Raw genomic sequence first — 13,263 nt, 5'->3', positions numbered from 1 at the left:
GTCGAGGGGTTTTTGCATCTCGTCGCTCAACTTAAAGGGGTGAGCGCGGCAGAGCGTCCCACCCGAGTTAATTCGGCCCTCGAGCGCTGCGGTTTGTCCGAACGGCGCAAAAGCCCGATTCGCAAGCTGTCCAAGGGGTTTCGCCAGCGGGTGGGAATCGCCCAGGCGATCGTCCACGATCCCCCGGTTATCATCCTCGACGAACCGACGGTGGGTCTAGATCCGCGCCAAATTATCGAAGTGCGAGAACTGATTAAAAGTTTGGCTGGGGAACATACGATTATTCTTTCGACTCATATTTTGCCTGAAGTGCAGATGACCTGCGATCGGGTGGCGATCGTCAAACGGGGTCAAGTGGTGACCACGGATTCGATCGAGAATTTGATGGGTCGGCTGACGGGGGGAATGGCCTACGAAGTGGAACTCGAAGGAGATGTGCCGGGGGTGGCAACGGCGGTGAGTTCGTTTTTGAGCAATTTGCCCGGAGTTCAGTCGGCAGAAGTTCTAACCGATCGCCGTTTGCCCGAACATCGCTACAAATTTCGCGTCATTGCCGAACCGGGAGTCGAACCGGGTCGCGCGATCGCCGATGGGGTAGTCGAAGCCAAACTCGGTTTGTGCGAAATGCGGCGCGTTCGGGCCAGTCTCGAAGATGTATTCTTAGAACTGACGACGGAAGAAACACAAGCACAAGAGGCGATACCGGACGAAATACCTACGGTAGAAACACCTGTTGACGAAATGAGGGACGAAACCCAGCTCGAAGAGACCGTCACTGACGAAATCAGAGTAGAAAAACCTCTCGAACTGGAAAACGTTGAAGGTGAATCCGATTTTACTGAAGGTGACGAACCCTCGATACAATCGGGAGAGGCGATCGACGATCGCGCTTAATCGCCGAAGAGAGAGTAAAAGCGGAGATGGTAAAGAAAGTATGGGTGTTGTTATTGCGAATGTTATCGCGATTTACCGCAAAGAATTACAAAGCTACTTTGGGTCTCCTTTAGCCTGGGCGATCGCAAGTATTTACTGGCTTATCTCTGGATTTTTCTTCTTATTCCTGCTCATCGGGCCTAGTGGAATTTTGGCTCAGGTTGCGATTCGAGAACAAATGGGAATTGCCAATCCAGTGGATGTTCCCTACCAGTTTCTTCAGTTTTTCTCGAATGTTATGGGTTCGCTTTCGCTGTTTTTCTTACCCATGCTGTCGATGGGATTGTATACAGAAGAACGCAAGCAAGGAACTCTAGAGCTTTTGGCAACTTCCCCAGTTACGAACTGGGCGGTTGCCACGGGAAAGTTGCTCGGGGTTTTAACGTTTTATGCTACCATTACGTTACCTTTTTTGCTCTTTGAGGCGATCGCTTTTAGCGAAGCAAATCCCGCACTGCCCATGACCATTCCCTTTGTCAGTTATTTGGGTCTAATTTTACTAGCTGGAAGCGTTTTTTCATTGGGAATGTTCGTTTCGTCTTTGACCGATAGCACGATATTTTCAGCAATTTCCACCTTTTTTTTAGTATTCTTTTTGTGGATATTCAAAGATATTTCTGATGGTTTAGATGGCATTTTCGGACAATTGTTAGGTCATCTTTCTTTGCTCAAACATTACTCTAATTTCAGTCAGGGTCTGATCGATACGGGCAGCATCCTCGTTTTTGCCAGCTATATTTTCCTAGGGATTTTCTTAACCGCTCAATCGATCGAAGCACTAAGATTTGGACGTAGTTAGTGCCGCTATGCGGAATTAAAAATGCAAAATTAAAAATGCAGAGCAAACATAGCTTTCACGAGTTAAAGACTGGTCAGTTATGTCAAGTTCAGATAATTAGTTCTAATTAAGCGCGATTGCTGATTGTCTTCTCTAACTCTCTCCCCCAGCAACGCCTGCTTCGCTAGCTCAAGACTGCTCACTTCACGATCGATGAGAAGTATTCAACCGAACTTGATATTAGGTGTGGGTGCGCGAGAACGGGGAAAGTTATACTTGAATGTCTACTTTGACGGTTTTCTACGTTAATTCATTTCTTGACTTGGTTCGATATGAAGACCAAAATCACTGGTGGTAAGTTTGTTAAAAAATATTGGCAATATCTATTTTGGCTCGGCCCTATTTTAGCAGTTGCCGGACTGTCTGCCGGTGCGGTATCCGGTGAGTGGGTTCCCGTTCCCCTCGGCTTAATTATTTCGGGACTGGTGATAATTGGCTGGTGGGTGATTTATCAAGTTAGCAGCACCCAAGGTTTTTGGTCGCGCCGATCGACAGAAGTGGGAACGAACGCTCTAATTTCTACCCTCTCGATCGCGATAATTCTAGGGCTGATTAACTTTTTAGGCTATCGCTATTTTCTGCGCTTCGACCTAACCGAAAATCAACAACTGACCCTGGCACCTCAGTCCGAACGGGTGGTACAAAACTTAGATCGACCGGTCAAAATTTGGATTTTCAGTCCTCAAAAAAGCGGTACTGATGTCACCTTGCTCGACAACTACCAGCGTTTGAGCGATGGCAATTTCAGTTACGAATACGTGGATTTGCAAAAAAGACCGGCACTGGCCGAACAGTTTAACGTCAACCAGCTCGGGGATATGTTTCTCGAGACAGGCGATCGACAACAGCTTCTGCAGAATATCCAGACAGAAGGGATTTCCGAAACCACCCTTACCAATCGCCTCGCTCAATTAAGTAGCGCAAAACAGCCGACGGCCTATTTCGTCCAAGGTCATGGAGAGCAACCCTTCCAAGCCGAGCGAGGTGGCATTTCGGCGGCAACGCAAGCCTTGGAAGGAGCGGGTTATGCCGTGGAATCCCTGAATTTGACTCAACGATCGGGAATTCCCGACGATGCTACTTTGGTGGTGGTCGCCGGCCCGACATCGAAGCTGTTCGAGTCGGAAGTTAAGGCTTTGCAAGCCTATCTCGATGGAGGTGGGAACCTTCTGGTGGCGATCGACCCCAATTCGGATTCGGGACTTCAACCGTTGCTCGATGACTGGGGAATTCGTACCGACGATCGCTTTGCCGTCGATCCCGATCGATGGGTAGAAGGGTTCGGCCCCCAAGCACCGCTGGTGATCGACTACGGGGAGCATCCCATTACCCAAGATTTTGGAGAAGATTACTCCCTATATCCTTTGGTGCGATCGTTTGAGATTGAAGATATCGAAGGGGTTGATGCCGCTCCCCTGCTCTTTACTTCCGACGCGAGTTGGGCCGAAAGCAATCTAGACCAAGGCCCGGAATGGAAGTTCGATATCACCGAAGATGGAGACATCAAACCCGATCGACGTGGGCCTTTGGTGTTGGGAGTGGCATTGAATCGAGAAGTTCAGGTCGATGCGGTACAGACTTCGGACACTGACCAGAACGCGGAGGAATCGGAAACAAGCGATGCCGAAACGACGGAAACGGAAACCACAGAGGAATTTGAAATCGCAGAATCTGAAATCAGCGATTCGGAAGTAACTGAAACAGAAACGACGCAAACAGAACCTACGGAAGAATCTAAGATACCAGAATCCGATGCCGCTGAGGTAGAAACACTCGAGGAATCTGCCGCAACGGAAACAGAACTCACTGAAGAATCTGAGACCGCAGAATCCGAAGCTGCGGAGGTAGAAACACTCGAGGAATCTGCCGCCAGTGAGACCGAGGGAACTGAGACAGAAGCGGTCGGAATGGAACCTACAGAAGAATCTGAAACCGCAGAATCCGAGACTGATGTCGTGGAGAACGAAAACAATACAGCATCTCCAGAAGCACCCGAAACTCCAGACGCAAGGACTGAGGACGTACCTAAAGAATCTCGCTTAATCGTTCTGGGAGACTCGGATTTCTTTACCAATGGTTTGTTCGAGCAAATTCCCCTCAATGGGGATATGTTTGTCAACTCGGTGAATTGGTTGAGTCAAGAAAACGAAGAACTGCTCTCGATTCGACCCAGAGAACCGAACAATCGAACGTTGCCGATAACGCCAAAGCAGGCGCGAATTTTAATGGCGACGATCGCGATCTTTCCCGTAATGGGTTTAACCGCAAGTGGTCTTATTTGGTGGGGTCGGAGATAATTTAGATGAAATTTAAGAAATCAACCCAGATTTTATTTGCGGTGGCATTGGTTTTGGCGACGGGTGTTGCAGTCTATGAGGGAACGATCGCTCCCGAACGCCAAGCGGCCGAATTGCAAGAACGGCAGGTTTTCGATTTTGAAGTCGATCGCGTCACCTCCCTAACGGTCGAAACTCCCGATCGCACCTTGCAATTCGATCGACTCCCACCAGAGGAAGATTCTACGGAATTCCGCTGGCAATTCCAAGTTTTAGAGGCTTCAGATCAGTCGGAAATTCAAAAGACACCCATCCCGGCAAAGGAAGCTTACGTGTCGTTTTTGAGTGATGCGCTGGTGAATGCAAATAGCGATCGCATCCTCTCGGTTGCCGCCAGCGAACTCGGGGAATACGGACTCGACGAACCCCAAGCAGAAATTGAAGTCAAACTCGATGATGAGACCATTCATCAAATTCAGTTGGGAAAACGGGATTTTAGCGAAAGTTTGGTTTATGCGATCGCCGATTTACCAGCGGAAGAAACGACGGCTCGATCGGTTTTACTGGTATCGACAAATTTAGAAAATAGTGTCAATCGATCGCTTTCGGAATGGCAATCCGATCGAGAAGAAACACCTGCTCCTGTTGTCTCCCCAACCCCATTCAAGACTTCGGAACCGGCAGATACAGATGCTAACGAAATAGAAGTCATTCCAGAATCTGAAGCTTCTCCAACTCCAACCAATTCTGAAGAAATCGAGGCCACTGAAACGATCGAAGAACCGCTAGAATCCACCCAAACGCCCGAGATAGAAACCACCGAACCCACTCCACAACCTGAAGAACTGGAAAATTCTGAGTCACCTTCAAAACCATCAACCACCTCAGATTCAGAAAGCGATCTCGAATAAATACCAGTTCAATAGCTCTTTAAAAACTCAAAAGTGAAGCGGTATCAAATACTTGATACCGCTTTCAAAAACGATGTTCACTTGACTTAATATTAAATTCAGTCAAGTGAAGTAAAGCATTGTTACTAGCGCTTCATATCTTTCGCCATTTTCCGGAACATATCCATGCCGGTATCCGGACTCCGGCGAGAAGTGCTGCTGGAGCTGCTAGAGCTGCTAGAGCTAGAGTTCCAGCTACTGGTACTGCTAGAGCTGGAGTTCCAGCTACTGGTGCTGCTACCATTGCTAGAAGTCGTGCTAGACTCCGACGAGGAGCTAAACGAAGAGCTATTGTTGAATCCGTTATCGTCAGACCAGGCATTATCCGTTGCCGACACGGATTTTGTGGTTTTCATGCCACCCTGCTGGCCGTTCTTATATTTGGCATAGGTTCGCCGAACTCGCTTAACCGTGCGCATATAGTCCATATCGCCTAGGCTTTTGGAGTCATCGGGTTCGAGGTAAAAAGAATCTGCCATGGGATAATCCTTAGAGTTCTATGTATTTTAGTGTCGTTATGTTAAATATTATCAGAAATTATCGAATTTGAACGCCTTTTCTCTCATCAAATTTTAATTTTTCCGAGGTGCTTTTTGAGTTTGCCTTGTATAAAACCCTATATTGGAAGTAATATTAAAGATTGTGTCGAACCAAAGCCAGGTCCATGCCAAAATTAAAGACCCGCAAATCCGCCGCCAAGCGCTTCAAAGCCACGGGCAGCGGTAAGAAAATAGCCCGTCGCAAAGCATTCAAGAATCACCTGTTAGAGCATAAAAGTTCTAAGCGCAAGCGCGGACTGAGCGGTAAAACCACCGTCGATCGTAGCGATGAGGAAAACGTCCGCTTGATGATGCCTTACATGTAGATCGTGAAGGTCTCATCATTCTCACAGTAATTTTAGGAGCACGCTTACAATGACAAGAGTCAAACGCGGTAATGTGGCCCGCAAGCGCCGCAAAAAAGTCCTCAAAATGGCAAAAGGGTTTCGCGGAACCCTCTCGAAGAACTTCCGCACCGCCAACCAAAAAGTGATGAAGGCACTGTGTAATGCCTATCGAGATCGCCGCAAGCGCAAGCGGGATTTTCGTCGCCTGTGGATTACCCGCATTAATGCCGCATCTCGTCAGAATGGTTTGAGCTACTCCCAGCTCATCGGTCATCTCAAAAAAGCGGACGTGCAAATTAACCGGAAAATGCTTGCTCAACTGGCGGTTCTCGATCCGGATACGTTTACCAAAGTGGTTGAGGTGGCAAAACAAGCCTAACCGACGCAACCTTAGAGGGAGGAGGTGGAGAGATGATGTTTCCAGTCGGTTCTCGATTCTCTATTCCCCGATTTCTTTTGCACCTCTGTCTGGGTTTCGCTTTTGCGATCGCCTTGATGGGGGTGCAGTTTTTGGCGATCGATCCCAGTCCTGCCGCCACCTTCGAGGAGATCGTTACCCGAGGGTATTTGGTTGTCGCAGTTAAAGATAACCTGCGGCCGATGGGGTTTCGCGATCGCACCGGAGAACTGCAAGGACTCGAAATCGATTTGGCGCGGGAGTTGGCGGAAGATATATTAGGCGATCGCGATGCCGTTGTCTTTCAACCAGTATCCAACCGAGAACGGTTGCAAGTGGTTATGGATGGGGAGGTCGATTTTGCCATTGCCGGGGTGACGGCAACCGCTGCGAGATCGCGCCTGGTGGATTTTAGCTTGCCGTACTATTTCGATGGGGTAACATTCGTCATGTTGGATGCCGTGGCGCAAGATGCTGCAAGTATTACCCCGGCGGACTTGAACGACGCGACGATCGCCGCCATCGATGGATCGAGCACCGTTGCCGCCGTACGTTACTTTATCTCCAATCCCAACTTGGTGGCTGTTGACTCTTACGAAGCGGGAAAAGCCCTCTTAGAAGCTGGGGAAGTGGATGCTTTTGCGGGGGATACCACCGTCTTAGCGGGATGGGTACAGGAATTTCCCCAGTATCGCTTGGTTGAGTTCCAACTCTCTCTCGAACCGCTGTGCGTGGTGATGCCCAAGGGGTTGCAGTACGACGATCTGCGACGATCGATTCGGGACGCGATCGAACGCTCGATCGCCTCGGGATGGCTGCGGGAGAAAGCCACAGAGTGGGGTTTGCCGCTACCCCAAGAGGAGGAAGTACGATGGCATTCGGACGGAGAACGCGATCGGTTCGAGTTTTAAAAATATAAAAAGATATAAAAGATTGACCACCTGGCGTTCGATCGTGGGAATCTAGAGTCTATCGAGATTGAAATGAGGGCTAGAAATGGGAGTGTTTTGCTCCCGTTGCCAGCGGGCGCACTCGTACTCTCTATCTATCGAAACAATCTTGACAAAAGACTAGAAACTGGAAAAATTTAAAGCTAACTTAAGAGCAAATTTAAACCAAATCCCTTAGAAATTACTGTAAATAGCGATGGATACTAATCTTGTAACGATTTATCTCGTTATCTTAATTGTTTTGTTGGGTGGAGCGGCAATCGCCGTCGTGCGGCAAATTTTTGTGACCCGACGTATAGAAGGTCGTTTGTCAAAGTTACAAAAGAAGGTCGCGAAAGGAGATGGAACGGCTAAAGATTTTTACGAGCTAGGAAGTATATTACTTGACAAAAAGCTGTATTCTCAAGCGATCGCTCAATTACAAAAAGCGATTAAATCAAAAGATATGAAAGGAGATGAAAATAAAGCAATCGTTCATAACGCTTTAGGATTTGCTTATGCAGCTCAAGAACAGTACGATATTGCCATGCGGCAATATAAGGACGCTTTAAAACTACAGCCAGAATATCCAACAGCACTCAACAATTTGGCATTTACCTACGAGCGTAAAAAATTAGAATCTCAAGCGCTCGAAGCTTACGAGAAAGTCTTGAAATACGAACCTAAAAATGCGATTGCCAAGAAGAGATCGGCATCTCTCAAGAGGCGATTGGTTTCTTCCCAAGGATAGGCAAACTTCGGTCAAAGTCGATCGCGATCGAGAACGGCTATTAAAAAATTACGATCGTCCATGGTTTTAGGGCGATCGGTTTGCTACAATTCGAGCGAATCCATAGTCCCAATCTCTCGTAATCTCATGACGACAGCAACCTCTTATCCCAATGCCCCCGATCTCAACGCAGATAACTACGTGGTGGTGGGTTTAGCGACTTGCTTCATCCGCGAGGAAGGGGAAACCGTGGCCGTTCAAATTCTCGAACCGATTCCTTCGGCCGCCCTCGAAACCATTTTAAAAAAGATTCCCACATCCTATGAAATTGCCTACAGCACCACGTTAGGTGAAATCGTGACCGGAGATGAGCCGCAACGTCCCTCCGTTTTCCCCGCAACCGCTCAGTTTTGCGATGAGTTTGCCGATCGCGCTTTTTCGGCGGCCCGCACTTACAAAAGCCGCCCCGAAGCCCAAGAGCACATTCCCCTGGGGACAACCTGCGACGATTTCAATCATTCCGTCGAACGCAAGCGAGTGCTGAATTCCGAAAATATCGTCACCGCCGAAGATAACGTCAAACAGCACTCCCACACCCATCAAGTGTTGTAAACTAATAAACGGGAAATCTGGTGTGTGCCTTCTTGCCAACAGACGATTTCACGTTCTTCGAGCTATTTGAAACCCATCGATCGTTCAGCTATTGAGTCCGTCAGATCGAGAGTTTTAGGCCGGTTGTGGCACATCGCATCAAATCTAGAAAAATGAATCTCTAGCCCAGATCCTGCAAGGGCTACAGAGTTATTCCTACGGATTTCGATCGAGCATCCCATCGCTTCAGGATACGACATCAGACTGTATTTTCAGAAGCGATCGCCATCACAAACCTATTCCAACTCAACAACTGATGAATAAAGTCAAAATTGCCGCTTGGGGCGAAATCCCTCAACGGCAGCCTGTCGGGGCATTAGTCGAAGGTGTCGATCTCGTTATCGTTCGCTGGGAAGATAATGTTTCCGTTCTCTACGGACGCTGCAAGCACCGAGGTGCGCTGATGGCCGATGGTTCGATCCAAGGTGAAGACCTATTCTGCGGTCTTCACCAATGGGATTATCGCTTCAAGACGGGAGTCAGCGCCTATAACAACAGCGAATATCTCGACAAATTCCAAGCTTGGGTCGAAAACGACAATTTATACGTCGATGCCGATGAAATTATCGCTTGGAAGCGAGAAAATCCCCAACCCTATAACCGGGATGCATATCAGGGTCAATATGCCGACCCCAGCGGAACTTCCGACGAACCCCACAACTCGTTCATCCAACAACTAGCCGCGAGCGGACTCTCCAAAACCGGCCATCACGGTCCAGTAGCGGCCATGGGTGTTCCCGCGCCGGAGTTGCCTCAATGGGACGATTTGCAATTCATGACGGCCCAGCTTGCCCGACTTCCCAAGCTCGATGATGTGGAGGTGGGAACGGAACTCGTCATCGGACCGAATGCCAAACAACCTCTAAAACTCGATATTCCCCTATTCGTCTCCGACATGAGTTTCGGCTCGCTATCGGAGGAAGCAAAAGTTGCTCTCTCGAAAGGGGCCCAACTGGCTGGAACCGGGATTTGTTCTGGGGAAGGGGGAATGCTGCCGGAAGAACAATCGGCCAACAGCCGCTATTTCTACGAACTGGCTTCGGCACGATTCGGCTTCTCGATGGACAAGCTGATGCAAGTGCAAGCATTCCATTTCAAATGCGGACAAGGGGCAAAAACCGGCACGGGCGGACACTTACCCGGACACAAAGTCACCGAAAAAATTGCCGAAGTGCGCGATCTTGAGGAAGGGGAATCGGCTGTTTCTCCCGCTCGCTTTCCGGATTGGGAGTCGGTGGAAGACTTTCGCCGATTTGCCCGCACGGTACGCGATACCACGGGTGGAATTCCCATTGGGGTCAAGCTTTCGGCGCAGCACATCGAACGGGACATCGATGCGGCTCTCGAAATTGGGGTCGATTACATCATCTTAGACGGTCGCGGCGGCGGAACGGGGGCAGCACCGCTACTCTTCCGCAACCATATCTCCGTCCCCACGATTCCGGCTTTGGCACGGGCGCGCCGCCACTTGGACAAGCAAGGAGCTGAAGGGGTGACGTTAATTGTGACGGGGGGTCTGCGAACGCCGGCCGATTTTGCCAAAGCTCTGGCACTGGGAGCAGATGGGATTGCCCTCTCGAATGCTGCGATTCAGGCGATCGGTTGTTTGGCGATGCGGGCGTGTCACACGAATAACTGCCCCGTGGGAATTGCCACCCAGAAAGAGCATTTGCGAGCGCGGTTAGTTATCGACGAGGCGGCAGAACGTCTCGATCGCTTTTTCCGGGCATCGGTGGAGTTGATGCAGGTGCTCGCCCGCGCCTGCGGACACACGCATCTCAATCAGTTCTGTCCCGACGATCTGACGACTTGGAAGCGGGATATGGCTTATTTGTCTGGGGTGCAATACGGGGGAGCGATGCCTTTGGAATAAGGGTAGAGAAATCAGGTGGGAAGGGGGATCGAGTCTATTGAAGCTGAATTCTTGCCTTTTTCCCACCGATGACTGTTGGCTATTCTCCTTTCGCCTGAGGAGATCGCGGAATTGATTCCCGAGAAGGTGGAGTTATGTCGGTATCCTATAAAGATGCCACACAGGGCGATCGTCTTTATGCACGCAGCTTACAAACCCATGAACGAAACTTCACCTTCTCCCCACCTCCAGTTTTCGCATCGTATTTTCCCTCGAAGATGGTATCGGATTGGAATTTGCTGTGCGATCGCGATCGCAACGAGTGGTTGTACTGGAACGATGAGTACCCCTTGGGGCGATTTTGAGTGGGATACGGCGATCGAAGAAACCAGCATCAGCGTCAACAGCAATAATCGCAGATACCAGGACTCCGAACCCCAGTACGATGCCCAAACCCTAGAAGCATCTGCGATCGCCAGCGAACCTGCCGTTTTACCAAGCAAAACCTTACTCACCCGAGGCGGCTATACTACCGAGTCGGCTGGATATCTGCAAGCGGGACAAGTGCAGCCCTTCGAGATGCGCATGAAAGCCGGACAGCGCTTGAAGTTAGTCGCCCAAGGCAATGTCGAGACGTACGTTTTTACCCCATCCGGCAGTTGGTTAGAAGGCGATGCTCTGCCCGAATCCGGGGTTTACTCTCTAGAGGTAGTCGCCATCGACGATACGGAATACAGCCTCAGCGCCGACGTACGGTAACTTTAGAGCTTTACTTTATGCACTGCCGTACACCGGAACCGCCGCACCGCGTATGTCCTTTGCAGCATCCGTTGCCAAAAATGCAATAACCTCACCCAAAGATTGCGGTTTCACCCAGGTATCGGCATTTTCCTCTCCCATTGTTTCTCGATTGCTAGGAGTATCGATGATGCTGGGAAGGACGACATTGGCTGTAATGTTGGTTCCTTTGGTTTCCGCCGCGATCGCTTTTGTGAAAGCTACGACGGCTGCTTTCGAGGCGCAATAGGCCGCCATCTCCCCACTTGGTTCCACTGCCCCTCGCGAACCCACCGTCACGATCCGTCCGTAGGCCTGTTCTCGCATTTTCCGCAAACAATGCTTGCAGGCGAGAAACGTCGTATTCAAATTCAAGTCAAAGTCCTGCTTCCAATCGTCAAAATCGTACTCGTGGGTTTTCCCCATCGAGAATCCGCCCACTAAATGAATGAGTACGTCCACTCGTTCCATATCGTTGACGAGTTGTTCGACAGCTTTCTCGTCGAGTAAATCGATCTCCACAAATCGAACGCGCGAGAAATCCTCCGGGGAGAGGGTTTGTTTGAGTCGCGTCACCTCTTGAGATTTGACGTAGGTTAGGGTCAAATCCGCACCGCGATCGAGCACCACTTGCGTTACGCCCAAACCCAGACCCCCCGTACCTCCAGTAAGCAATACTCGTTTTCCTTGCATCTTGTTTTCCTCCCCGATCGGCTCCTGATTTTCTACTCAAAATGTATCCTACTCCGTCCCACTCTTCAATCTTTTAGTCTTCCGAAAATACCGGAGTTCGTTGGTGTTCGTTTTGCACCTCATTTGGCACGATCGATTATTTTTTTATAAACTGAAAAGAGTGAGTCGGGGTATTGTAGGGCGCATGAAAACTCTTTTCACGATCGTTAAAGACCTTTTAGAGATTACCTTATTTAGCTTCGGAATTTGTTTTTCATACTTTGAAATTGCATTTAGAGGTATCTCAAGCAACATCTTCAATCTATTTCGAGATTTTTGGAAATTAAGTCGAGATTTATCAAGATTTGATAACGCTACAAGCATGCGACTATTCTACGAACATATCAAAATAAAACAAATTAATAAATATATTTATTCTTTCGATCGAAGCCCAATCCAAGATGTAAATTGGGAAACACTGTTGCAAGCCGAAGATAAAAATCGAAAAATACAACGATATCAAAATCAACTCTACCAAAACTGCCAAGATACCGAAACAGATATCCAAACTCTAAAAACTCAATACCAACAGCTTCAGCAACAACGCCAACAACTCCGCCAAAACTGCCAAGATGCCGAAACAGACATTAAAAGCCTAGAAATCCAACAACAAGAACTCCTCCAAAACTCTCAAGAAACGGAAGCGGAAATCCAAAGCTTAGAAACCCAGTACCAACAGCTTCAGCGACAACGCCAAGAACTCCTCCAAAACCACCAAGATACCGAAAGAGAACTTCAAAGTCTAGAAACCCAACATCAACAATTCTGGCAGAATTGTGAAGATCTCGAAACCGATATCCAAATCCTAGAAACTCAATTCCAACAACTTCACCAAAACTCTCAAGAAACGGAAGCAGAAATCCAAAGCCTAGAAACTCAATACCAACAGCTTCAGCAACAACGCCAACAACTCCTTCAAAATTATAAAGAGACTGCGAGAGACATCAAAAGTATAGAGAAACAAGACCAAAATCTTCAGAAACAGACTCGACTCATACAACGGAATCATCGAAGAAAAGTAAAAGATTTAAATTCGCGAATTCTTATTCTATCGGGTAGTGCCATTAAGCAAATTTGCAATCTATATCATAAAGATAAAAAACGATATAAAAAAGTCTATAAAACACTTAAAAATATGATGAATAATTTATATTACCCTGGGCTGCACACCCATAAAATTCATAGTAAGTTCGGTCCTTCTGGAGAAGATATGTGGGAAGCATATATCGAAAATAAAACTCCAAGTGCATGGCGAGTTTTTTGGTATTACGGTCCTGGAGATCGACTAATTACAATCGACGATATTGTACCC

General features: G+C 48.4%; 15 protein-coding genes. 13 read left to right on the top strand and 2 right to left on the bottom strand.

Features of this window, described 5'->3' with window-relative positions; genetic code table 11:
* From IQ235_RS06025 to IQ235_RS06010, 4 genes are all read left to right on the top strand, one after another.
* On the top strand, nucleotides 1-894 hold an 894-nt coding region (locus IQ235_RS06025; RefSeq protein ID WP_264320592.1), incomplete at its 5' end, for an ABC transporter ATP-binding protein.
* A 40-nt stretch (nucleotides 895-934) separates the two neighbouring features.
* Nucleotides 935-1,732, top strand: a complete 798-nt coding sequence (locus IQ235_RS06020; protein WP_264320591.1) for an ABC transporter permease — start codon at nucleotides 935-937, stop codon at nucleotides 1,730-1,732.
* A 311-nt stretch (nucleotides 1,733-2,043) separates the two neighbouring features.
* Nucleotides 2,044-4,068, top strand: a complete 2,025-nt coding sequence (locus IQ235_RS06015) for a GldG family protein (RefSeq protein WP_264320590.1) — start codon at nucleotides 2,044-2,046, stop codon at nucleotides 4,066-4,068.
* Nucleotides 4,069-4,073: 5 nt separating this feature from the next.
* Nucleotides 4,074-4,958 carry a DUF4340 domain-containing protein gene (locus IQ235_RS06010; protein WP_264320589.1) on the top strand — a complete coding sequence of 295 codons (885 nt, stop codon included), beginning with the start codon at nucleotides 4,074-4,076 and terminating at the stop codon, nucleotides 4,956-4,958.
* Nucleotides 4,959-5,083: 125 nt separating this feature from the next.
* Here IQ235_RS06010 and IQ235_RS06005 read toward each other — a convergent pair whose 3' ends face one another.
* The gene (locus tag IQ235_RS06005; protein ID WP_264320588.1) at nucleotides 5,084-5,476 is read right to left on the bottom strand and encodes a hypothetical protein; all 393 of its coding nucleotides are present in this window, start codon (nucleotides 5,474-5,476) and stop codon (nucleotides 5,084-5,086) included.
* 185 nt (nucleotides 5,477-5,661) lie between these two features.
* Here IQ235_RS06005 and rpmI point away from each other — a divergent pair, with 185 nt between their 5' ends.
* The 8 genes from rpmI (at nucleotide 5,662) to IQ235_RS05965 (ending at nucleotide 11,201) form a co-directional block, all read left to right on the top strand.
* Complete coding sequence (gene rpmI, locus IQ235_RS06000) at nucleotides 5,662-5,862, top strand: 50S ribosomal protein L35 (RefSeq protein ID WP_264320587.1); 201 nt, start codon at nucleotides 5,662-5,664, stop codon at nucleotides 5,860-5,862.
* A 49-nt stretch (nucleotides 5,863-5,911) separates the two neighbouring features.
* The gene (gene rplT, locus IQ235_RS05995; protein ID WP_264320586.1) at nucleotides 5,912-6,262 is read left to right on the top strand and encodes a 50S ribosomal protein L20; all 351 of its coding nucleotides are present in this window, start codon (nucleotides 5,912-5,914) and stop codon (nucleotides 6,260-6,262) included.
* Between the two features lie 32 nt (nucleotides 6,263-6,294).
* Entirely contained in the window at nucleotides 6,295-7,191 is an 897-nt protein-coding gene (locus IQ235_RS05990) for a transporter substrate-binding domain-containing protein (protein WP_264320585.1), read from the top strand.
* Between the two features lie 235 nt (nucleotides 7,192-7,426).
* On the top strand, nucleotides 7,427-7,960 hold the full coding sequence (locus IQ235_RS05985; protein ID WP_264320584.1) for a tetratricopeptide repeat protein: 534 nt from the start codon (nucleotides 7,427-7,429) through the stop codon (nucleotides 7,958-7,960).
* A 126-nt stretch (nucleotides 7,961-8,086) separates the two neighbouring features.
* Nucleotides 8,087-8,551 (top strand): hypothetical protein, encoded by a 465-nt coding sequence (locus tag IQ235_RS05980; RefSeq protein ID WP_264320583.1) that lies wholly within the window; start codon nucleotides 8,087-8,089, stop codon nucleotides 8,549-8,551.
* Nucleotides 8,552-8,846: 295 nt separating this feature from the next.
* Nucleotides 8,847-10,463 carry a glutamate synthase-related protein gene (locus IQ235_RS05975; RefSeq protein ID WP_264320582.1) on the top strand — a complete coding sequence of 539 codons (1,617 nt, stop codon included), beginning with the start codon at nucleotides 8,847-8,849 and terminating at the stop codon, nucleotides 10,461-10,463.
* A 134-nt stretch (nucleotides 10,464-10,597) separates the two neighbouring features.
* The gene (locus IQ235_RS05970; protein WP_264320581.1) at nucleotides 10,598-10,807 is read left to right on the top strand and encodes a hypothetical protein; all 210 of its coding nucleotides are present in this window, start codon (nucleotides 10,598-10,600) and stop codon (nucleotides 10,805-10,807) included.
* Nucleotides 10,782-11,201, top strand: coding sequence for a hypothetical protein (locus IQ235_RS05965; protein WP_264320580.1), 420 nt, complete (start codon nucleotides 10,782-10,784; stop codon nucleotides 11,199-11,201). The genes IQ235_RS05970 and IQ235_RS05965 overlap by 26 nt, the downstream gene beginning before the upstream one ends.
* A 15-nt stretch (nucleotides 11,202-11,216) precedes the next feature.
* Here IQ235_RS05965 and fabG read toward each other — a convergent pair whose 3' ends face one another.
* Nucleotides 11,217-11,912, bottom strand: coding sequence for a 3-oxoacyl-ACP reductase FabG (gene fabG / locus IQ235_RS05960; RefSeq protein ID WP_264320579.1), 696 nt, complete (start codon nucleotides 11,910-11,912; stop codon nucleotides 11,217-11,219).
* Between the two features lie 361 nt (nucleotides 11,913-12,273).
* On the opposite strand from fabG, the gene IQ235_RS05955 reads away from it, so the two are divergent.
* A partial coding sequence (locus IQ235_RS05955; RefSeq protein WP_264320578.1) for a hypothetical protein occupies nucleotides 12,274-13,263 on the top strand: 990 nt, incomplete at its 3' end.

The sequence above is a fragment of the Zarconia navalis LEGE 11467 genome, from assembly GCF_015207075.1.
In the GTDB taxonomy this organism is placed as follows: domain Bacteria; phylum Cyanobacteriota; class Cyanobacteriia; order Cyanobacteriales; family Geitlerinemataceae; genus Zarconia; species Zarconia navalis.
The sequence above is the reverse complement of the archived record's forward strand: the minus strand, read 5'-3'. Positions and strand labels throughout refer to the sequence as shown.